The sequence below is a fragment of the Planktothrix sp. FACHB-1365 genome (assembly GCF_014697575.1).
Lineage (GTDB): Bacteria > Cyanobacteriota > Cyanobacteriia > Cyanobacteriales > Microcoleaceae > Planktothrix.
Window position 1 is genome coordinate 51,165 of the sequence record NZ_JACJSC010000030.1, and the last position, 24,111, is coordinate 75,275.

The following is a 24,111-nucleotide window of genomic DNA, read 5'->3' on the forward strand; positions in this document are numbered from 1 at the left end:
GAGTCCCTTTTGGCATTTAGTCTGGTCAACGAGGGCTTGTAAAAGCCCCCGTTACAATCGGTACTCCGATTTAACGGTGGGTTGTTGACCTTACCTATGATATTATTGTCCAAAACTATGAATCGTTGTATTGTGATGTCTTCTGAGTTGAAAAAAGCACTTCTGACTCACCTATCCCGCAATCAGCGTTGGTTGTCAGTGGTAGCAACGGTGAGTTTATTTCCTCTGTTTGTCCCCGTTGCTCCGGCATCTGCTTTTCCGTCTTTTGTGCAAATTCGGCGACAAGACTATAGAAACTGTACTCAACAGTTAACTAACGCTGGGCTGTCTGTTGAATTGGCAACTCAAGGCTGTTCGATGGCAGCTAGGCCGAAAAATATGGGGTATTGTGTCACACAAATGCAAAAAAATGTTGCCGCCCTACCTGTAGAACAAATTTTATCAGGTTGTTTGCAAGTTCGGCGTCCCGATGAATTAGCAAATTGTGTGGTTAATATTAGCAGCAATACTAACTCATCTGACCCCTTGAATATTCTTGATAGTTGTCGTCGGAGTGTATTACCTGAAAAGTTGTCTTTTTGTGTTGTGGGCTTGATTCAAGCTAATACAAATTTAGGGGTTGATCAAGTTTTAAAAACTTGTTTAACTCCCCCTGAAAATGTTGTGGAGTTGGAAAAAAACAATTCCATTGAGTTAAAACTAGATACACCCTCTCAACAACAATAAATTAACTGAATTTCAAGTGTCTTTATTTTGGGTTTCTTCGGGTGAGAACTGGGCGGGAAAAACCCGCCCAAAAGTCTAATTAGAACAGAATAATATCATCGGAATTCAAGGATGTTACCCCTGTAATTCCCTCTAATTTAGCTAGAATTCGAGAATCATTTCCTGATGTGTTATCCCCATTGCCATCATAGATTAAGTAAGTATCCGTACCATTATTAAAGGCAAATAGACTAGGGTTATTTGCAGGCAAGACATCGGTTGAAAGATTCGTTTGTACACTGAGGAGGATATTAGCTGCATTTGCAATTAAACTGGTTGATACGCTAATTTGATCCCCACCCACTTGACCCAAACCTTCAAAATTGCTAATAGAATCATAGAAACCACTGCCAATTTGAGTCGTAATTGCAGTTCCCACCGCATTAAAAGCAGTACCGCCTCCATCCAGTGCATCACTATAAATAAATAGGTCTGTTTCCCCTAAGTTACCAATGAGGCTATCTCGTCCTAAACCTCCAAACAGGTTATCTTGTCCTGCACCTCCATCGAGAAGGTCGTTTCCACTTCCCCCCGATAAACTATCATTACCATCATTTCCCCGCAGGGTGTCATTCCCCTCTAAACCGACGAGGGTATCATTTCCCCCCAAACCATTGAGGTTATCGCTAAAACTGCCTCCCGTTACTAAGTTAGGGTTATTATCAGCAACAGGTAACAGGTTAATCGTAATATTAGCAGTGGCTGTTCCCCCTTGACCGTCACTAATCGTGTAGTTGAAACTATCCACCCCGGTATTACTTCCCAAACGAGTATACTGAACTAATGACCCCGATTGAGTCACTAACCCTTGGGCTGTAGGGGGATTATCCACTGAAGTTAACGTTAGAACATCTCCATCGGGGTCACTATCGTTATCTAACGGAGAAATGGGGAATTGGATGTCATTATTGGTGAAAATTGGGCCATCATTAAACGCAACAGGCTGATCATTAACCGCCGTAATATTAACCGTAACCGTTTGACTGACCGCAGGATTTTCACCGTCACTCACGGTATATAAAAATACCCCGGCTGAACCATTAACATTAGCTTTTGGTACAAATTCTAATTGGCTAATTTCAGCACTCGTTAAGGTTTGACCAACAATAATGGAGTTAGTTTGACCCGTAATACGGACGATTCCTTTAGTGGTATCAGGAATACTATTAACAGTAATAATTAACGGGTCATTATTGGGATCAACTGGGGATGAAATTCCTAAATTCTGAGTTATATCTTCAGTAATATTAACGGTCGTATTCCCTTGAACTACTGGAGGAAGATTTAAGCCAGCAATTCCAGCAAAGTCATTAACATTAAGGGTTGTCACGCCATTAACGTTGTCTAATTTTGCCAAAATTCGAGAATCATTACCCGTTGTATTATCACCATTACCATCATAAATGAGGTAAGTGCTACTGCCATCATCAAAAGCAAATAGACCCGGATTTGTACCCGGAATCACATCTGCGGTAATATTGGTTTGTACCGTTGTGGCAATATTGGCAAAGGATTGAATCACCGTTGTGGCAAAATTAATCTGATCTCCGACCGCAGCCCCTAAGCCTTCAAAATCGGTAATAGTATCATATAAAGCACCTTCGATCTGAGCTTTAATCTCGGTATTAGAACTCGCGTTAAAACCCGATCCACCGCCATCATTAGCAGTTTCATAACGAAATTGGTCACTTCCCTCATTTCCGGTCATCGTATCCGGGGTTAAACCGCCATTCAGGGTATCCTCTCCAATTCCTCCCTGTAATAGATCCGTTCCGCTTCCCCCCGATAAACTATCATTACCATCATTTCCCCGCAGGGTGTCATTCCCCCCCAAACCGCTTAGGGTGTCATTTCCCCCCAAACCATTAAGGTTATCGCTAAAATTGCCTCCCGTTACTAAGTTCGGAGTCGCATCCGCTAACGGTAACAATTCAATATTAATCTGACCTGTCGCCGTCCCCCCTTGACCATCACTAATCGTGTAGTTGAAACTATCCACCCCGGTATTACTTCCCAAACGAGTATACTGAACTGATGACCCCGATTGAGTCACTAACCCTTGGGCTGTGGGAGGATTATCCACAGAAGTTAACGTTAGAGCATCTCCATCGGGGTCACTATCGTTATCTAAGGGAGAAATCGGGAATTGGATGCTATTATTGGTAAAAATTGGGCCATCAGTAACAGCAACAGGTAAATCATTAACCGCCGTAATATTAATCGTAACCGTTTGACTGACCGCAGGATTTTCACCGTCACTCACGGTATATAAAAATACTCCGGCTGAACCATTAACATTAGCTTTTGGTACAAATTCTAACTGACTAATTTCAGCACTCGTTAAGGTTTGACCAATAATAATAGAGTTAGTTTGACCCGTTATACGGACGATTCCTTTAGTGCTATCAGGAATACTATTAACAGTAATAATTAACGGGTCATTATTAGGATCAACTGGGGATGAAATTCCTAAATTCTGAGTTATATCTTCAGTAATATTAACGGTCGTATTCCCTTGAACTACTGGAGGAAGATTTAAGCCAGCAATTCCAGCAAAGTCATTAACATTAAGGGTTGTCACGCCATTAACGTTGTCTAATTTTGCCAAAATTCGAGAATCATTACCCGTTGTATTATCACCATTACCATCATAAATGAGGTAAGTGCTACTGCCATCATCAAAAGCAAATAGACCCGGATTTGTACCCGGAATCACATCGCCGGTAATATTGGTTTGTACCGTTGTGGCAATATTTGCAAAGGATTGAATTACCGTTGTGGCAAAATTAATCTGATCTCCGACCGCAGATCCTAAGCCTTCAAAATCGGTAATAGTATCATATAAAGCACCTCCGATTTGAGCTTTAACCTCTGTATTAGAACTTGCATTAAAACCCGACCCACCGCCATCATTAGCAGTTTCATAACGAAATTGGTCGCTTCCCTCATTTCCGGTCATCGTATCCGGGGTTAAACCGCCATTCAGGGTATCCTCTCCAATTCCTCCCTGTAATAGATCTGTTCCGCTTCCCCCCGATAAACTATCATTACCATCATTTCCCCGCAGGGTGTCATTCCCCTCTAAACCGCTTAGGGTGTCATTTCCCCCCAAACCATTAAGGTTATCGCTAAAATTGCCTCCCGTTACTAAGTTCGGATTCGTATCGGCTAAGGGTAATAATTCAATATTAATCTGACCTGTCGCCGTCCCCCCTTGACCATCACTAATCGTGTAGTTGAAACTATCCACCCCGGTATTACTTCCCAAACGAGTATACTGAACTGATGATCCCGATTGAGTCACTAACCCTTGGGCGGTGGGAGGATTATCCACAGAAGTCAACGTCAGGACATCTCCATCGGGGTCAGTGTCATTGGCTAAGGGAGAAATCGGGAATTGGATGCTATTATTGGTAAAAATTGGGCCATCAGTAACAGCAACCGGAGGCTGATTTAAAGCAATCACCGTAATGGTACTTGCCGCCGTATTACTATTGCTCGTTCCATCATTCACCTGAACCTGTACTAGGCGGGTGGTGGTATTGGGAGGATTAGCTGTATTGTTATAAACAACTTGTCCAATGGCGGTTTGATAAGACGCTAGTGAGGCATTCCCCGTTAAGGTTAAAATTCCGGTGGTGCTGTTATAACTACTGGCGGTAATCCCGGAAGGTAACGAACCATTAGCTGATAAACTTTCCCCACCGCCATTGAGTGGATTTGTTAAAGTAATTGTGGCGGACTGGATGGTGGTATTGTCTGCATCCGTAATTACAATACTACTCCCACTCGCGATCGCAACAGCAGGTTGTCCTTGTTGAAAGGCTACTTCGGTATTATTTCCCGCTTGGCTACCATTTAAGTCTAGGGTTGGGGGTTGATTAGGATTAACAGTAACATTAACCGTCGCGCTACTGGTTCCACCCTGACCATCACTAATGCTATACAAGAAACTAGCCGGCCCTGTATAGTTATTGACTGGGGTAAACAAAACATTGCCATTACTGAGGGTAACAGTTCCATTTGTAGGATTACTAACTTCAGTAATGGTTAAGGGATCATTATTCGGATCGGTATCATTTGCTAATAAAGTGGAAGAGGATATTGTTAAGAGTTGATTTTCCGTTCCCACCACACTATCATTCACCGCATTCGGTGGCTGGTTTGATGAATTAACAGTAATATTAACCGTCGCGCTACTGGTTCCACCCTGACCATCACTAATGCTATACAAGAAACTAGCCGGCCCTGTATAGTTGTTAACTGGGGTAAACAAAACATTGCCATTACTGAGGGTAACAGTTCCATTTGTGGGATTACTAACTTGAGTAATGGTTAACGGATCATTATTGGGATCGGTATCATTTGCTAATAGAGTGGAAGAAGATATTGTTAAGAGTTGATTTTGCGTTCCCACCACACTATCATTCACCGCATTCGGGGGCTGATTCGGTTGATTAATATTAATCGTACTAGAAGCTGTTTGGGGGCCACCACTACCTGTATTTCCGTTATCCGTTGTCAGAATTTGGAGAGTCGCCGAGGTATTCAAGGATGCAGGAGGTGCGAACGTTAAACCATTAAGAGCCGTATTAATATTTTCCAGACGACCTACTAAGGTTACTGTTGTTGTTCCATCCCCAGAAATTTCCACATTAGCTGGTGTTGCACCCAAGGTTAAAGTTCCCGTACTAGCTGTTAAGGTAACTTGAATGGGGTTTCCATCCGCATCCGGGTCACTAATCAAAATTTGATTATTATTAGCTTGACTAAATACAATCGGTTGACTACCATTTGTTAATTGTGTTCCTGGAACCGTATTGACGGGAGGATTATTAACCGCATCAATAGTAATTGTGCTAATAGCAATATTACTATCATTTTCATGATCCGTAACGACTACATCAATGATTCGATTTTCAGGATCAGGATTTTGGGAAGTATTACTATAAACAACTTGAGACAGTGCAATTTCATAGCTAGAAATCGGTGCTGTTCCGGTTAGGAGAATAATTCCTGTTGTCGGATCATAAGCTCCTGCTGTAATCCCTGAAGGTAAGGCTCCTTGTATCGATAAACCTTCTATCTCACCATTGGGACTATTAATTAAAGTAATCGTTGCTGAAGTCAAATTTGAATCATCTGCATCAAGAATACTCACACTTCCAGTAATTGCGACGGTCGTTGTCCCTTCCACAAAAACAGTGCTGTAATTATTGCCCGGTTGGGAACTATTAAGATCTAAAATTGGAGGCTCATTAACAGATACAACTTCAACGGTAACAGTAGCCGTTCCTGTTGCCCCATTATCATCTCGGATTTGATAATTAAATGTATCTAAACCAGCAAAATTTTGATCAGGAGTATAAGTAATCATTCGACTATCCCGATTTAAAACTGCTGTCCCATTAGACGGTTGAGTAACTTCTGTCACCGTCAGCAGTCCAACCCCTGTGTCATTACTGGTGATTGTGTTAGAGGGAATCTCCAATAAACTATTTTGTAAACCCGATACCGTATCATTTTCAGCCTGCAAAACGGCTGGAGTTGGGGGTTCAACAGGAGGAGGTGTGGGTTGAGAGGGAGTCGGTGTGGGTGGACTGGTTGGGGTTGTGGTCGGTGGGGTTGTGGTCGGTGGGGTTGTTGGGGTTGGGGTCGGTGGGGTTGTTGGGGTTGGGGTTGGTGAGGTTGTTGGGGTTGGGGTTGGTGAGGTTGTTGGGGTTGGGGTTGGTGAGGTTGTTGGGGTCGGTGAGGTGGTTGGGGTTGGGGTCGGGGTCGGTGAGGTGGTTGGGGTTGGGGTCGGTGAGGTGGTTGGGGTTGGGGGAGTGGTGGGAGGAAGAGGGACAGTGGGGTCAAGAACAAAGTTAGATTCGCTTAAGGTAGTCGCATTAACCCCTTGTAAAACCGCTAAAAATTCACCCGTATTTTTATCTTTGATAATTGTATTACTGGCATTGGCAGCTTGACCTTGGGAAATTTCGAGATCTTGGAATGTTAATCCTCCCGATAGCCCAAGCTGATCAGTTGTGGTAAAATCTGTAATAATATCTGCTAATTCAACGCTCGTTCCGCCTGTAGTTCCTGTAATAAAGCTGCCGCCATTGGGAGCTTGAGTAATAACATAACCCAAAACAAAAATATCATCTCCCGCACCTCCAGTCAGGGTGTCTACTCCGGCTTCTCCAGCTAACAAATCATTCCCGTCATCACCGGATAAGAAATCTGCACCCTTACCGCCCTTGAGAATATCTTCTCCCGCACCTCCATATAAATTATCCGCCCCAATATCCCCATTCAGAACATCATCCCCTGCATTCCCAAACAGTTGATCATTATCATCTCCTCCAGAAAGCGTATCATTCCCTAAATCTCCATAGAGAACATCTATCCCTTGACCTCCGACTAAACTATCATCATCTCCGCCACCAAAGAGTTGATCATTTCCAGTATCTCCACTCAGGAAGTCCTGACCAGAATTCCCATATAAAACATCATCTCCGTCTCCTCCGATGACGCTATCGTTACCCAGTTCACCGGATACCGTATCATTGCCTTTATCCCCATAGAGGAGGTCATCTTCGTTACCCCCTCGGATACTATCATTGCCTTGGCCACCATATAAAGTATCTGCCTCGGTTCCGCCATTCAAGGTATCATTATCTCGATCACCAAAAGCCAGATCACTCCCGGCATCACCAAAGATCAAATCATCCCCTTGACCTCCACGCAGACAGTCATCATCAGTGCCTCCGACAATGGCATCATTTCCTTCATTGCCATTAATTTGATCTTGTCCTGCATCTCCTTGTAGAAGGTCATTTCCTCCTAATCCAAAGATACTGTCATTTCCCTCTAAGCCAGAAATCGTATCACTTTGATTACTTCCCAGAATCGTATCATCACCTTCTGTACCTGTACCCGCACCTTGAATCTGAATGGGTTGGGACTCGCTGGGGGTAGGACTAGGGGTTGCGGTGGGACTGGGAGTTTCAGTAGGACTGGGAGTTGCGGTAGGACTAGGAGTTGCAGTTGGGCTAGGGGTTTCAGTAGGACTAGGGGTTGCAGTTGGGCTAGGAGTTGCAGTTGGGCTAGGGGTTGCAGGGGTATATCCATCGGGAACAAAAATCACACTTCCAGCAGGGCCACTTTGAATTTCTCCCGTTGTTTGACCCTCTAAGGTTTGAAATTGTCCATCTGCTGTTTCAGCTAAATAAACCGGTGTATTCGTTTCAATTGATATCGCTTCTAAAATAGGTTCATCGGGAACAAAAATCACTCCCCCAGCAGCACCTGGTAAAGTTGTTCCGATGCCATTAGAAAGGGGGACTAAATTTTGAACATTTTCAGGAAATGTTTCAAATTTACCTGAAAATTCTGTGGTGGGAAAAATTAAGATTGAATCTCCTGTATTGTACAAACCATTACTCGGAGAAATTCTTAAGGCTAAAGTAGCAGGAGTTGTATTGATAGTAGAACTTGTCATAAGATTCAGTAATCAGTAATTAGAATTAGTAATTAGTAATCAGTCGTAGGGACAGGTTCATTAAATCGCGATGAGTGGTTATTCACAAAGATCTAACAGAACCTGCCCTTACCAGCCATTTGTACCAATAGTTAATCGTCAACTGTCAACTAGATAATGACAAAATCACTAGGCGTAATTAAGGTACTAATATTGTTGGTTGCTGGATCGATAGACGGTAAAATTCCTAAATCAAAAGCCGGGAGACTATCATCACTTAAATTTGGATCATAGCCCATCACATAAGCACCCGGAAAAGCAGCATAAGACAAGTTATTGCGATAGACAAAGAAAGCGGCAGTATCACTGGAACCTTTTTGATTTTTCAAAGCAGCATTAACCGCTTGAACATTATCAAAGGTATCTTGGAAAATGATCACTTGTTTATTACTAATGTCATCCCCTTCCGAACCCAGATTAGAAATGATTATTCCTTGTAGAGGAACAACAGTTCCTTCTGCGGTGGTAAAGCCAGGGAAACCAAGAGAACTAAACAGGAATCGATCATCACCATTAACATTAAATTCCGTGATCACATCAACGCCTTCTGCGGGAGCTAAATAGTAGTAAGAATTATTACCCACATTCCCAATTAAACTATCAGCCCCTGCGCCTCCAGCTAAGGTATCATCATCTTCACCACCAAAGATTGTGTCATTGCCACCATCCCCAAAGATGACATCATTACCAATTCCCCCAAACAAAGTATCTAAGCCATCTCCAGCATAGATAGTATCTTCTCCAACATCACCCACAATCGAGTCATTTCCAGTATCACCAAAGATGGAATCATCTCCCGTTCCTGCTGAAACGGTATCTGCCCCTGAACCACTACTGATAGTATCGTCTCCATCTCCACCGATGATCGAATCATTGCCATCACCGGCAAAAATGGTGTCATTATTCTCTCCGGCATCAATAGTATCGTTATCTATACCACCGAGAACTAAGTCTTGACCGACTCCGGCAAAAATTAGGTCTTGTCCTTCTTCTCCATAAAGAGAATCATCTCCGGCATTTCCGGTCAGGGAATCATTTCCACTCCCCCCTAAAAGGGTATCGTTCCCAATACCACTAATGAGAATATCATCATTATTCCCACCGGAGAGTAAATTACTATCATCTCCAGCAACTAAGGTGTCATTGCCATCTTCTCCTAACAAGGTATTGCGACCTGCACCTCCATCGAGAGAGTCATTTCCTTGACCTCCAAATAGAGAATCGTTCCCAATTTGACCCAGGAGAATATCGTCTTCTTCATCTCCTTGCAAAACATCATTTCCTTCTCCCCCGTCGAGAGAATCTCGTCCGCTTCCTCCTTGTAAAACATCTCGGTTGCCTAGTCCTAAGAGGGTATCATTTCCAGCAAATCCTCTGATATTTTCACTTAAACCACTACCTGTAATTAAATCATCGCCGTCCGTGCCGGAAATAATATCATCAACAATAGTGATACTAAAGGCATTCTGGGTTGTCGTCCCAACGTTATCGGTGAGAATGAAAAGAAAGTCGTCTTCTCCTGATAGATTTCGAGAATTATATTCAATGGAACCGTTGTCAATATTTTCTTGAGTAAACCTTTCTCCCAAATTAATCACTTGAGGTGTAGACCCGATGGCTTGTAAATTCCCTAAGCTGGGTTCTTGGGTAATTTGGTAAAAAATTTCATTCGGGGGATTATCAGGGTCTACTGCCAAAAGATTTCCAGCAGTAAGATTTTCCACATCATTAAGCGCAATAATAATCCCGTTATTCACTAATAATGTTGGGGGAATATTAACGTTAACTGTGACTTGAGCCGTTGACGTTAAGCCATAACTGTTTTGAATAGTATAACTAAAGGTTTCTGGCCCTGTAAAACCGGGATTCGGTGTATAGACAATATTTCCTCCGGTGGAAATCGCTACACTGCCATTGGCAACTGTCCCGACGCTCACTAAAGTAAGGGGACTCCCCTGGGGATCTGTATCATTTGCTAGTACGTTAAAGGTTACAGAACCATCAGGAGTTCGTTTTACGGTGTCATTTTGAGCAATGGGGGGTTGTAACGGGGGAGTAGTTGGCGTCGGTGGAGTCGTTGGGGTAGGAGATGTTGTGGGTGTGGGTGGAGTTGTTGGGGTAGGAGATGTTGTTGGCGTCGGTGGAGTTGTGGGTGTGGGTGGAGTTGTGGGTGTGGGTGGAGTTGTGGGTGTGGGTGGAGTTGTAGGTGTGGGTGGTGTTGTTGGAGATGGAGTCGGAATCGGAATAATCGTACCAGAAATGGGAGTAAAACTATCGGCGTTGATGGTGGTGCTATTGACCCCAATCAAAACGGCAATATAATCTCCTGCACTACCATTTCTAATAATGGTATTCCCGGCATTTTCAGCACTTTGGGTAATCGATAAGTCACTAAATTGTAAACCCGCAGCTAAACCAATGCGATCGCCCGGTTCAAAATCATTCACAATTTGAGCGTCTTCTAAATTCCCCCCTCCACTTTCGGGAGTCATCACGAAGGTATCATTTCCTGACCCGCCGGTGAGAGTATCGACACCAATACCGCCCCAGAGAAAATCATCTCCGGTTTCACCGGAAATTTGATCATCTCCTTGACCTCCGAAGGCAGTATCGTTACCAACACCTCCAAATATCGTATCGTTGCCTGTATTTCCTTGGAGACTATCAGCACCGTCATTCCCAAATAACAGGTCTTCTTCGTCTCCGCCTGTTACCGTATCATTTCCCGCATCCCCCCAGACGACATCACTGCCTTTATCGCCATAGACGAGATCATTGCCGTCTCCCCCTCTAACACTATCGCCTCCTTGACCGCCATAAAGGCTATCATTTCCCAAATTCCCAATGATGGTATCGTTACCGAGTTGTCCTAACCCAGTATCGTCTCCTTCACTCCCATCGAGAAAATCATTATCCTTACCGCCATTGAGTTCGTCGTTCCCTTCTCCTCCGGTAAGACTATCATTTCCTTCATTGCCGTAGAGGGTATCATTACCTTCATCCCCTCGGAGTTCATCATTTCCCGCTAAACCAAAGATGGTATCGTCTCCATCTAAACCGTTGATCACATCATTTCCAGAGGAACCTGTAATATAATCACTGGTTTCTGTTCCTTGACCAATTCCTTCAATAATAATCGGGCGGTTTCCCGCTAACACTTCAATAAAAACTTGGGCTGGGGCAGTTCCTTCTACAATCGTATAACTAAAACTATCGACTCCAAAAAAATTCGGGTCAGGAGTATAAGTAAAAATTCCCGCCCCATTAAATACTAAGGTTCCATTGGAGGTTGAGCTAAATTGAGCAATACTGATACTGGTTCCACTTCCTCCGGTAATGGAATCATTTTCCAGAACATTAAAAAAAGTTGCTTGTTGAAAGTTGGTCTGAAAAAAGTCATTATTAGCAATCGGAGCCGGATTTGTCCCGCCACTTTCAGAAGGTGTAGGTGTAGGAGGTGTGGTGGGGGATGTTGTGGGGGGTGTGGTGGGGGATGTGGTTGGAGGTGTTGTTGGGGTGGGAGATGTTGTTGGGGTGGGAGATGTTGTTGGGGTGGGTGCTGGGGGATTTTGAGGGACAAAAATTACATCACCATTGGCACCCGGTAAGGTTTCTCCAACTAACCCGGTGAAGCTTTGAAAGATACCCGGAAGTTCTGTCGGAAAAATTAACAGGGTTTCCTCTGTATTAATAACTCTGGCCCTAACAGTATTAATTGCTGCACTTGTCATTTGTTAGTCTCCTCATGAATAAACCCAAGCAATCAAATTAACTCCTTACACCCCAACCTCGTTTCATTTATAGCATTCCCAGAAGGGTTGATGATAGTAACATCAATTTCTATAAATTGATCGGATTCAATTGTTTACCCGAAAACAAACATGACCAACCTCATTTTAATATTATTAGTAGAAAATTTTTTATTTCAAAAATGAGTGAGTTTCCTTGTGGAAGCCTTCCAAAATTGAAAATTGTACATTCAAAATGATGAAGAACTCAGAAAAAAAAAGAAGAAAAGCTAAAACTTGTACTTCATTGATTTCAAGTCCTTGCGTGAGATTTTATAGGTTAGTCTGAAGGTAAATTTTACCTTCTAGGGTTAGTTTTTAGGTAGACGATCCTGTACAAGTGGTGTCCCAACACTATTCCCTATATTATCTTATTTTTTCGCTTGTTCAATTTGAACCAATCGAAAGCTAAATATTCCCCAACTTACAGTTCAATAATAATCCTGATTACTGATTACTGATTACTGATTACTGATAACTGATAACTGATAAAGGGGGCCAAGTTGTTCTTGGCCATTAACCGCTAAATCACTGTGACACAGAATTAAGCGATCGCTGACCCGACTCAACAAATCTACAATAATACGACGTAATCGTTGTAGATCAGCTTCCAACCCCTCTTCCACTGTCCAGGGACGATGCTCTCGTTCCCTCAAAAACAAAGGTGCTCCCCACAGGATACTTGCTCCCCCACTTAACCACAAGGGAGATCCCACATCAAGCCAAAAGTGCCAACGATGGGATGCTCGACTGGCCCGATATTGGAAAATTGTTCCTAAAGTCACCCCCCCAGGTTTAATCCCCAAACTGGATATGGGATAGGGATTCGCAGAAACCACTCCTAGGCGCAATAACTGAATAAACTGACCCACTTGTTCTGAAGGGGTGACACCAGTTTGCAGTTGTAAACGATTCTGCACGTCCCAATAATGAATTGCCGTTTCCATTAACTCTCGCAGGACGGACAATTGATCCGGTCTTAAACTAGAATTATGAATTAAAAATTGCTGAATTCCCCGGTCTAACAGCACCACCGGACTTGCTAAGAGTCGTTGTTGATACTGTTGTTGTTGAACTTCAACCCAATGCAGAATCTGTTGGTAAGCTTGCGTCCCTTGATATCCCAACCGATCCCAACGGGGAAAAGCCGTCACCGGAAGCAACCGAGGATTTTCCCAATCTGGCACAAAACAATGATCCGCCAACAGACCAGCCCGTACAGGGTCAATCACAGGGGTTGACAATTCCCTGTTGCCTTCATAACTGAGGGTGACGAGCATTTCTGCGATCGCATCTCGGTGGACAAGGCGACCATTTCCCGGATAAATCAAGGCCATGAGGGTTAATAAAGCTCGAACCAGGGGAGAACTGACGAGGGGACGTTGTTCTTGCATCGACTCCACCGTAATACCTGCATGGTTGAGCAGTTCTCGCAGGGTATAACGGGCAATGGCATCTAAACCGGGAGCAATAACAGCAATTTCATCCGGTTGTACTTGACCTGTTTTTACGCCTGCAATAATCTGTTCAGCCGTTTGTCGCAGTAAATCAGCCCGTGATAGGGTTTGAATCGATTTAATATTAGGAGAAAATAATAGGGAGTCGGGAAAGGCGATCGCATTTTCAAACACTAATTCCAAAATTGGTTGCGCCAGGTCTTTTCCTAAACCTTGGGGTGAGTCTAAGGTTTCCACACGACAACGGGATTGTAAACTGGCGAGGTCATTGGGATCAGCCCCTAACCCTAACCTTACAGCCCCCTTTGGATTGTAGGTGAATGCAGCCATTTTTCCCTGCTCCAGAAAGAACTCAAACAAGTGGCGAGCGAGGGCGGGATATTCATCCACATCATCAGCTAAAACCACTGGATATCGACGCAGTAAGTGTTTTTGATAGATGGGATGATGCAGCAGGTGTTGACCATAGAGGTCTGCAATGATCCCATAGGTGAGTAACCCCCGTTCTAAGCACCAGTTTTTCCACTGTTTCAACCAAAAACCGATTTGTTGATTCAGGGTTTCTATTGTCTGTCTGCGGGAGTCAAACCCCTGCTCTAAAATCTGGGGAATGTCTTCAATGGAGGTTCCACTCAGAGCAGCCAGTTGTAGAAGATCCAAGACTTGGCGTACCCTACGATTAACGCTAATCCCTGGACGTTCTAAGCTGTGGATTTCTAGATCACGACTCCAAAGTTGCAGCGCAAGTTCCTGTTCTGTTTCAGGACGTAATCGCAGGGGAAATTGGGCTTTTAACCCTAACTTTTCGACTAATAGGGGCCAAAATAGAATCACTTCATCTTGAAAAAAGCCTAGGGGGGTTGTGGAGTAAAAAGAATATTGTCCTTGGGGTGTAGTGGTCAAACGCTCTGCTAAGACCATCCGATTATCACTATTAGCCGCAAAAATTAAGGTCGTCGTCCCCGTGAGTTGAAGCTTTAATCGGCTTTTTTCCCTTTTCTTTTTCCCCCGTTGGGGGTTGGGGAGTGTTCCTAATACAGGTGTCCATTCACAAAATAACTCAATGAGGCGAGTAGTTTTGCCACTACGGGAACCTCCAGTAATCCACAAAGCAGGAGACAGCACAGCAATCCGATAGAAATTTGCTAATATACCTCGTACATTGTACCGATCAAGGAGACAGTAGACAGCAGACAGGACAGAGCAAGGCAACAGTCACAAGTCATACGATAGAAGACACTTGAAAACTCCTAACTGATAACTGATAACTGATAACTGATAACTGAACTATGGCGACTTCTAACTCTAATTTTTTAAACCGATGGTTTGGGAATGCAAATCAATGGTTCCGTGATACACCCGAACGGGCTTTGGATCAAGCTTATGATGCGGCTTTGAAGATTCGTTCCCTGGAAAATGAGCATTTTCAAGGGGAAAAAATTCCTTCGGAATCTCATACTGAATATAGCGATCGCACTCTGGCTTATTTTAATTCTGAATTGAAAAAACATCTCAAAATAATTCAGACTCGCTTAATGGTATTTAATGCTAGTCGTTCGGTTTTGGGATTATCTGAACAACTCAATCCGGCCTCAACGGTGAACGGTGAAATCACCCATAATCTGGAAAGGAATGGTTCATTACCGGACTCTAAAATTATTTCTATTATCTGTGAAAAGCTCGATTATATTGATACGGTGATTTCTCGATACCACCCCATGACACCGGAAGATTCCGTTGCCTTAATGAAAGCACCTACGAATCAATCTCTATCGCTGCGGAATACAGTTATTAATCAAGATCTTAGCATTACAAATGCTCCGGGAAACAATAAATCTTTAAATAATGGAAGTTCGACTTCAAGTTCAGGAAAAACAATTCAAGAGGATTTAACAACTAAACCTTCCCCTAGTGTTCTTCCTCGCTCTTTGCTGAGAACTTTAAATCGGGTTCAACAGGAACTCAGACCTGAATCTGAGTTTGAAATGATCCAAAATTATCGAAAATCTAAAATTAAAACCCTTGTTTCTATCCGATTTGTTTTATTGATCATTTTAATTCCTTTACTCACTCAACAATTGGCTAAAAATTTTGTAGTGGGGCCGATTGTGGATCGGGTTTTTACCAATCAAGAACAAACGCCTATTTTTCTGAATGTTAATATGGAGGAGGAAGCTTTTGTTGAGCTTCAACATTATGAACAACGATTAAGATTTCAAGCTTTAATTGGTCAAGCTCCTCCCCTAAACCCACAAGAACTTGATGAAAAATTAGAGGAAAGAGCCAAAGAATTAGCGGAAGAATATAAAGTTGATGGAAGTAATGCCATCAAAAATGTTTTTGCCGATATTATCGCTGTTTCTATGTTCTGTTTTGTCCTAGTTTCTAACCGGAAAGAGGTAGAAATTCTCAAATCATTTATGGGGGATTTAATTTATGGATTGAGTGATAGTGCTAAAGCGTTTATCATTATTTTATCCACCGATATGTTTGTGGGGTTCCACTCTCCCCACGGTTGGGAAGTAATCTTAGAAAGTACAGCGCGACATTTTGGACTTCCTGAAAATCGGGATTTTAATTTTCTGTTTATTGCTACTTTTCCGGTTATCTTAGATGCGGTGTTTAAATATTGGATTTTCCGCTATCTCAACCGCAGTTCACCTTCTGCTGTTTCTACCTATAAAACGATGAACGAGTAAGGGTTATTCCAGAATGGCAACACGGGCATAATTTAGCCCACTAACCCCCGGAAGGGGATCAACGATTCCAAATTCAATTTGAGAATCTACCCACCCTTCCCGATGCAAATAGCGAAAATATTGTTGATATTCTTGCCATTCTTCTTCTGTTGAATAAACTAGGGTTAGCATTCCGGGTTGGGTAATGCGAATTTTGGTGTCTTTATCCACGCCTTTATCAATCCGTTTTTTAACAATTTCATACCGGATATCACGGGTTCCTCGAACAGCAAAAATACCTTCGGTATTCTCATCATGAAAAATATCAATCGGGGTATATTGGACTAAAACTAAATGGGCTAAATCTAGGGTGATTTTTTGTTCTGATTTTAAGCGAAATATCCTGCGGGCGCAATCACACATTGCCCTCAGTTGTTCATATCTTAAACTGCGGATATGAAAGGAGGTAAACCGAGAATCAATGGACTTTCCAACATAAATAATATGATCCATCCCATCACTGAATTCCATTTCACAATAATGGGGAAGAATGGTCTGCATTTGCTCTTGCCAGTGTGTCCAAACTTGTTGTAAATGATAGGTAATTTGGTTTAACATTTCATCATAGTAAGATCGGGCAGTATAAACACATCCATGTTCATTATTACAAGCTTCTTTATACTGTTTTAAAGCAGTTTTTACCTTGGGACTACACTGAGAAAAACAATCAAAATAAATTTCTAAATGCTCTTTCAAATAATCCGTTGAACTCATTTCAATTTCAACATTAATTTCTGTTTTAAGTTGAGTAATATAGTCTTGTAAATCCAGTTTAAGCTGTTCTCCTAATGAGGATTTTTGGGTTTCACATAAAGCTTCTACAATATTAATAGCTAATTGAAATTGTTCTAGTAAATCTACCTGAATCGCCCGATTTCGTTGTTCCGATGAACCTCGAATATCAGAAATTCCATAGAGGGGATAAACGGTTTCAAAGATAATTGTTTCGGGTTGAAATCCCCAACTCCGGCGCTCTGCTTCTTGTAAAAATCGCCATTCAACGGACGGATGAATATTGCGTAAGTTTGTGAATTGTTCTTGTAAACAATGGCAGAATGCTGTAATCAAAGCTGGGATTAATTGATAGGCGTTTTTAACATCAGTTAAGGTAAAATGATTGGGGTGATCACTGGTTAATCCCACTACCCCTAAAATTTGTTGACTTCCTTGTAAATTAACGGATTGAATCACTAAGGGAATTAATAAAACCGAACGGATATTTAGCTTTCTTAAATAGCGTTCACAATCTGTCAAACACTGTTGTCTCAGGTCGGGAATATTAATGACTTGATTGTCTTGAAGTGCTTGTAACATCGGAGAATCTTTTAAGGCTTCCAGAGGATAAATGATGGGTTGGTAAAGGGGATTATTCTTTAAACTCTGGGATAATTTGGCTTCTTGTCCTTGAATTCTCATGACTAAACAAGTTTTAACTCGAAATAAAGCTTGTAATTGTTTTTCAATATTTTCCCATTGCTGAGATTGGACAATTAAATCTCGACTAATTAATTGATGGGTAAGACGACGCATTTGTTCGGATTCGGTAATCTCTAATCCTTCTAACAAAAATACTCCCTTGACTTGATAGTTTTCTAAATTTAATTTTTGGGCAATATAATCTAAATTTCCAGGTTTTAAAAACCAACTTTCTCGCTCAGAAAAGGGCATTAAGTTAAATTTAAACTCTGCAAAGTCATCAAGTTGAGAATTCAGTTTTGTGATCTGTAATAAATCGGAATTTAACCAAATTGAAATAAATCGTTGTTCTGAAGTGTTAGCTGAATTTAAAATAGCGATCGCTGACTGATTAAACAGTTGTAAAAATTGTAAATCAATGTCATAATATTGCTTCAGAATGTGATGTAAGAGATGATAACGATAGAGTTGTTCAAAGGTTAAACTATCCCACTGTTGAAACAGATCTGAAATTTTAAGATTTAAGCCGTTAAAGAGTCCGTCTTCAATTTTAGGATTTTTAGTTTTTCCCCCCCACTTCGCCGATAATCCTGTTTCTGAGCCTAATAAAGTTGAATGAATATTAGAAACTTGACAAAATAATTCATTCCCATAACGCAAGATTAAAGTTTGTGGCTCAATGACTGCCATCAACAGATGACTACAGCGCTGTAAATAGAATAACTGTTCTAAACTCTGTTTCCAATCCTGAAGGGGTTCAACTTTCTCGGACAGGGTTAATGGTTCTGTAGAGTCCGATGATACAGTATCTTTAGAAAGTTTACTGTTAGTGGAAACCGACTTAGAAATAGTCATAGCACAGCACCAAATTGGGGTGAAAGCTGAAGTTATCTCAATCTTCTACAGGTCGTATTTTTTTAGCTGCCCTATTTTTAGAAAGGTGCGAGAGCTATATCTATAATTTTATCAGGTTTTTGCCTAGGTGACAACCCCGTCCGATTCCTAAGCTGTTTATTTTTTGGTTAAATTAATAATACAAAGAACTAACTCATCAGGTTCTATGGGTTTGGCAAGGTGAACTTGAAATCCAGCCGCTAGAGCTAAAGCGTGGTTTGTTTCTCCAGCATAAGCTGTTAACGCGATCGCAGGAATGGAGGATGTTTTTCTGACTTCTGCAATTAACCCATAACCATCCATTTCTGGCATCCCAATATCCGAAACTAACACATCCGGCGCAAAATCCGACATCAAAGCCAAAGCTTCCCGTGCGCCGTTTGCAACTCTCACTTGGGCCCCGGCTTGTTCTAAAATAAATTCGACTAAATCTCGAATATCAACTTCATCATCAACCACTAAAATTTTTAACCCGATTAAGTCAATTTCCTCTGGATCTGTTGTTGGAGATTGAGGTTGTTCTTTCTTATATTCCATTAAGGGTAACTGAACGAGAAACACCGAACCTTGTCCTTCTCCTAAACTATCAACGCTGACTGTTCCCCCATGTAATTCTGTGAGATGACGGACAATGGCTAATCCCAATCCTAAACCGCCAAATTTACGAGTTGTTGTACTATCTTCTTGACGAAAATAGTCAAACACAAAGGGTAAAAATTCAGAATTAATTCCTTTTCCGGTATCTTTAACTTGAATTTGAGCTTGACCTTCTCGACACTCTAATCGCACCTCAACAATCCCTCCAGCAGGAGTAAATTTAATCGCATTCGATAACAAATTCCACATCACCTGTTGTAACCGAGTTTCATCCCCCAAAACATAGATAAAACCTGGAGATTCACCGGACAAAGCCTCTGAACTTCTCAAAACTTGTCCCAAAGAAATCACTTCAAACGTCACCTGAATTCCCTTTGCTTCTGCTGCTAATTTCACGGTTTCTAAAGCGGCTTGAATGGTGGGAATTAAATTGACGGGTTCCATATTTAACGCCATTTTTCCGCGTAAAATTCGAGAAATATCTAATAAATCTTCAATCAATTGAGTTTGTAATTTAGCATTGCGTTCAATGGTTTCTAATGCACGGGCGGTTCCTGCTGCATCAAATTTGCGAGTTTGTAACAGTTTTGTCCAGCCTAAAATCGGATTCAACGGCGATCGCAACTCATGGGATAAAACCGCCAAAAATTCATCTTTAATCCGGTTCGCAACTTCTGCTTCTTCCCGGGCGGCTCGTTCACGGGTTAACAGTTTTTCTCGCTCTTGTTCGGCTTGTTTTCGGTCAGTAATATCTCGACAAATCGCCTGTACCGTTGGTAAACCATTGAGGGTAAACAAAGTCGCACTCACTTCAACCGGAATTCGCTCCCCCTGTTTGGTGCGATGCACCGATTCCGCCACCAAACGCTTCTGCTCCAGCAGTTGTTCTATATTGGCTTGGGGATAAACCCAGGATGAACCCACAATATCGGCCACAGACATCCTAAGCAACTCTTCCCGACTAAACCCTAACCGATTACACGCTTGTTGATTCACCTCGATAAACCTTCCGGGTCGGTAATCTGGTGTCAGATGATACACTAGCACCCAATCTTCCATACCATTAAATAAGGTAATAAACCTCTGTTCCCGTTCTCGTAATTCCTCTTCGGCTCGTTTGCGATCGCTAATATCCAAAAACGCACCAATCACTCCCCGAATTTTCCCCCTCTCGTCCCGTAAGGGAACCGCCCGACCATAAATATACCGAACTTCCCCATTTTCAAAGACAAACTCAAATTCTGCCTCAACATCCTCCCCCGTGCGTCCCGCCCTCTGCATCGGTAAGTCTTCTGGGGGAATATCAACCCCCTGGCGTTGAATTTTGAATGAAAAAGGATAACTTCCATCTTCCGGGGTAGCCGTCACAATCCCGCCAGACGGTAACTGTACCAATTGATGGGCAGCCCGGTTTGCTGTCATATCATGACATTGGGGATCGTGGGCAACCCAAACCGCAGCCGGAACCGTTTCCATAAAAGTTCTCAATTCCTCAGCTATTGCATTAGCCAACCCTTCACTTTCACGTAAAGCTAATTCCACTTGTTTATGGTCGGAAATATTAACCCCAGAACAAGTCACTCCGATAACTTCATCCTGAGTATTGCGTAAAGGTTCAATGGTTAAATCAAAATAATATTTCTGTCCCTCAATGCTCAAGCAAAGTTCCTCCCGTGCCCCGGTAGCGGTTTCTAAAACTCTTGATTTGAGTTGAACCAGTTGGGATGCTTGTTCATCTGGAAGTAAATCAAAATCGCTGCGACCGATAATTTCATCAGCAGATTGTTTCAGAAAGGGATTATAAATCCAGGTGTAGCGTAAATTTTTATCTTGATTAAATAACGTAATCGGTGCACTTTTAAGAGCAACTCGCAACCGTTCTTCACTTTGGAGTAAAGCTGCTTCTGATAATTTGCGATCGCTAATATCACTAAAAGAAATTGCCACACCATCACCAATTTTAACACACATATTCCGAAACCAACCCATAATTCCTTCTGATTGGTAAGATAACTCAATATCGTGGGGTTCTCCCGTTTCCACCACTCGCACATAACGTTCAAATAAATCACTATTAGTTTTATTCCCTGGAAGCACCTCTAAAAGTCGCTTACCGATTAACTTGTCAACGGTTTGCTGCAAAATATCAGCCGCCTTCGGATTAACATAAGTCCACTCAAAATCAATAATTGTACCCGTTTCATCTCGCACACTTTGCAAAATAGTAAAGGCATCTAAGGATAATTCTTGAGCCACCCGAAACCGTTCCTCACTGAGACGCAAAGCAACTTCTGCTTGTTTTCGTTCAGTAATATCTCGCCAATAAACCGCCAAACCTTCTTGATAAGGATAAACCTGGGCTTCATACCAAAACCCCGGATGAATCGTTGAAGTTTCAAAATGTTCTGCCTCCTGATTTTCCATGACTTCATGCAGTTTTTGAGCTTCAATAGATTCTAAAAAATTAGGATAAATTTCCCACAAATTACACCCTAATAATTCCCCTCTGGTTTTCAAAAATAGCCGTTCTGAAGCTTGGTTAATATAGGTAAATCGCCACTGATGATCTAAGGCAAAAAAGCCATCGGTAATACTTTCGAGAATATCAATCACCTGAGCTTTTGTCGTCTTTAATTCTTGTTCTCGAATTGTGGCTTCCTGTCGCAGTCGAGTCAGTTCTAACATTGAGTGGACACGAGCTAAAAGTTCACGGGCGGAAAACGGTTTAATGAGATAATCATCAGCCCTCGCTTCTAAGCCTTCAATATCTGCCAAGGCTTCTGAGCGTTGTCGTTCAGTTTCGTAGGCTTGAGCATTGGCGATGGCAGTTGCGACGTGATTGGCAATTAAATCAAAAAACCCCCGATAGGAGTCATCAAAGGCACGTCGGGGGCTAATTCCTAGGATTAAAAACTCAGCTAAATGAGATTGAGACTTTTGGGTTAAGGGGATGACCATCGCAGCCTGGGAAGGTTCATCCCAAGTCGCCTGTGGTAACGTCTGGAACCGGGTGTTTAAGTCTTTTAATAGTAGGGTTTCCCCGGTTTGGTTAACAAGATTTAACTGCCAAGGATCAGAATTTTCGGTTAAGTTAATCGGGGATAGGGCAATGAAATCATGGGGTTCTATTCCGGCGGTTCCTGCAAGAACAGCTTGTTTGCCCTCTTGAATGCGATACAACAGGGCAAAGGGGATGTCCATGTTGTTAGATGCGATCGCCTGAATTGCACGCTGACAAGCGGTTTCAACGGTTTTAGCGTCCGTGGTGGCTGTGGCAATTTCCCGCAGGGTTTGCAGTCGTCGTTCTCCGATAATTTGTTCGGTGGTTTCGGTGACGGTACAAAAAATACCCCCGACTCCGCCACTTTCGTCGGTAATCGGACTATAGGAAAAGGTAAAATAGGTTTCTTCGGTATAGCCGTAACGGTGCATGATCAGCATCAAATTTTCCGACCAGGTAGGCTGACCGGTATGCAGCACACTTTCGGCTAAAAGTCCCACGACATCCCAGACTTCAGCCCAACATTCTTTCGCAGATTGTCCGAAAAACTGGGGATGTTTTCGGGTTCCTAAAATCGGGCGATACGCTTCATTGTAGAGGTTGATGTATTCTTCGCCCCACCAAATGAACATGGGATAGCGAGAGTTTAAGATAATACTGACGGCGGTTCGTAAACTCTGAGGCCATTGTGACGGTGGGCCGAGAAGGGTTTTTGACCAATCCAAACTACAGATTAACTCATGGATTTCTCCTTGCCCACTGAACGAATCTTTTGACAGGTGAATGTTCACTCTTTTGAACCCCCATTTTAGTCCTTAGTCGGAAAAATATTGAGCCAGAAGATCCCGACTTCGTTCTTGCAGAGTTGGTTCTGGCGAAGTGCTCATCTGATGGAGTAATTGCTTAATCTGATTTAAGGCTAAAGGTAGGGGTTTGGTTCGCCCATTCTCCCAGCGATTGACGCTTTGGAATGATACCCCTAATTTTAAGGCAAATTGAACTTGGGACAAATTCAGACACTGACGAGTTTCACGAATTAACTGTGCTACTCTTGGTTGCTCTGTAGCTTTCATAACAAAAGATAAAAAGGATTAATAATTAGCTCGAACTATACCAGATGTTATATTTAACATAACATCTATCTAAAGATAGAGTTATTTTTTTTACAGGTAAGGGTATTGATAACTGATAACTGATAATGCGGATACTTGATAACTGTATTAGCTAATATCTTGAACAATCCGAAAACCAGCGTGTTGATAGAAATTCGGACGGAACCAATTGCGATAATATTTCAAAGCTTCTGTGCCGTTTGTAATCCAGCATCCCCCTAACATCATTTGATGGTCGTTATCAAAAAAGATGGCTGAATTATCTTCATAAAGGAAATGGGGTTCATATCCTGAAAGGGGGTTTAAATTATCACTCAACCATTCCCAAACATTCCCCCGCAAATCATAAAGTCCAGAGTAACTTTTTGCCGTTTCTAACATTCCAACAGGACTCGGTGAACCGAATTTAAAATTGAGATTATAATTGTCTACATCTCCTACTAAACCATTACCGTAAGTGGCGACATTGTACTCGGCTTCATTCATTAACCGAGTTCCTTCACCTTTCCAACGACAATAAGCCATTGCTTCATAGTAATTGACTTCTGCTGGCCAATCTAACGGTAAATCCATTTCATCAAACTGAGCGCGATATTTATAACTGCCCTTTTCTAACCGCCAAAATTTGGGATGTTGGATATTATTTTCAGTTTTCCATTGCCAAGATTTTTCATCCCAATAGTCTTGATTTTCGTAGCCACCCGCCTTAACAAAATCCAGAAATTCGCTATTAGTAATTAGATATTTACTCGCTAAAAAAGGTGCAACTTCAACGGTGCGTGACCCATAATCAATATCCCAACCATAGGTTGGATCATCAA

9 protein-coding genes are annotated in these 24,111 nt (G+C 42.2%); 2 read left to right on the plus strand and 7 right to left on the minus strand.

Features of this window, described 5'->3' with window-relative positions:
* The first annotated feature begins 117 nt into the window (after positions 1–117).
* Complete coding sequence (locus tag H6G57_RS23695; RefSeq protein WP_190523135.1) at positions 118–726, plus strand: hypothetical protein; 609 nt, start codon at positions 118–120, stop codon at positions 724–726.
* A gap of 79 nt (positions 727–805) precedes the next feature.
* Here the strand turns inward: H6G57_RS23695 and H6G57_RS23700 are convergent, their stop codons facing one another.
* The 3 genes from H6G57_RS23700 to H6G57_RS23710 form a co-directional block, all read right to left on the minus strand.
* Positions 806–8,248: an Ig-like domain-containing protein gene (locus tag H6G57_RS23700; RefSeq protein ID WP_190523137.1), complete on the minus strand. Its 7,443-nt coding sequence runs from the start codon at positions 8,246–8,248 to the stop codon at positions 806–808.
* Between the two features lie 149 nt (positions 8,249–8,397).
* Positions 8,398–12,018, minus strand: a complete 3,621-nt coding sequence (locus H6G57_RS23705) for an Ig-like domain-containing protein (RefSeq protein WP_190523139.1) — start codon at positions 12,016–12,018, stop codon at positions 8,398–8,400.
* Positions 12,019–12,536: 518 nt separating this feature from the next.
* A complete protein-coding gene (locus tag H6G57_RS23710) occupies positions 12,537–14,663 on the minus strand; it encodes a recombinase family protein (RefSeq protein WP_190523154.1) in 2,127 nt (708 codons plus the stop codon).
* A 158-nt stretch (positions 14,664–14,821) separates the two neighbouring features.
* Here H6G57_RS23710 and H6G57_RS23715 point away from each other — a divergent pair, with 158 nt between their 5' ends.
* The gene (locus H6G57_RS23715; RefSeq protein WP_190523141.1) at positions 14,822–16,231 is read left to right on the plus strand and encodes a proton extrusion protein PcxA; all 1,410 of its coding nucleotides are present in this window, start codon (positions 14,822–14,824) and stop codon (positions 16,229–16,231) included.
* 3 nt (positions 16,232–16,234) lie between these two features.
* On the opposite strand, the gene H6G57_RS23720 is transcribed toward H6G57_RS23715, so the two are convergent.
* From H6G57_RS23720 to H6G57_RS23735, 4 genes are all read right to left on the minus strand, one after another.
* Positions 16,235–18,541: a GAF domain-containing protein gene (locus H6G57_RS23720; RefSeq protein ID WP_190523143.1), complete on the minus strand. Its 2,307-nt coding sequence runs from the start codon at positions 18,539–18,541 to the stop codon at positions 16,235–16,237.
* Positions 18,542–18,697: 156 nt separating this feature from the next.
* Positions 18,698–22,969 (minus strand): PAS domain-containing protein, encoded by a 4,272-nt coding sequence (locus H6G57_RS23725; protein ID WP_199314430.1) that lies wholly within the window; start codon positions 22,967–22,969, stop codon positions 18,698–18,700.
* Between the two features lie 24 nt (positions 22,970–22,993).
* The gene (locus tag H6G57_RS23730) at positions 22,994–23,251 is read right to left on the minus strand and encodes a DNA-binding transcriptional regulator (protein ID WP_190523145.1); all 258 of its coding nucleotides are present in this window, start codon (positions 23,249–23,251) and stop codon (positions 22,994–22,996) included.
* Positions 23,252–23,398: 147 nt separating this feature from the next.
* The coding region (locus H6G57_RS23735; protein WP_190523151.1) for an SUMF1/EgtB/PvdO family nonheme iron enzyme at positions 23,399–24,111 on the minus strand (713 nt) is incomplete at its 5' end.

Bases quoted from the DNA above. Each gene is read 5' to 3' on its own strand.
- H6G57_RS23720 (WP_190523143.1), bottom strand. From the start codon at position 18,541: ATGACTATTTCTAAGTCGGTTTCCACTAACAGTAAACTTTCTAAAGAT.
- H6G57_RS23730 (WP_190523145.1), bottom strand. From the start codon at position 23,251: ATGAAAGCTACAGAGCAACCAAGAGTAGCACAGTTAATTCGTGAAACT.
- H6G57_RS23700 (WP_190523137.1), bottom strand. From the start codon at position 8,248: ATGACAAGTTCTACTATCAATACAACTCCTGCTACTTTAGCCTTAAGA.
- H6G57_RS23715 (WP_190523141.1), top strand. From the start codon at position 14,822: ATGGCGACTTCTAACTCTAATTTTTTAAACCGATGGTTTGGGAATGCA.
- H6G57_RS23705 (WP_190523139.1), bottom strand. From the start codon at position 12,018: ATGACAAGTGCAGCAATTAATACTGTTAGGGCCAGAGTTATTAATACA.
- H6G57_RS23695 (WP_190523135.1), top strand. From the start codon at position 118: ATGAATCGTTGTATTGTGATGTCTTCTGAGTTGAAAAAAGCACTTCTG.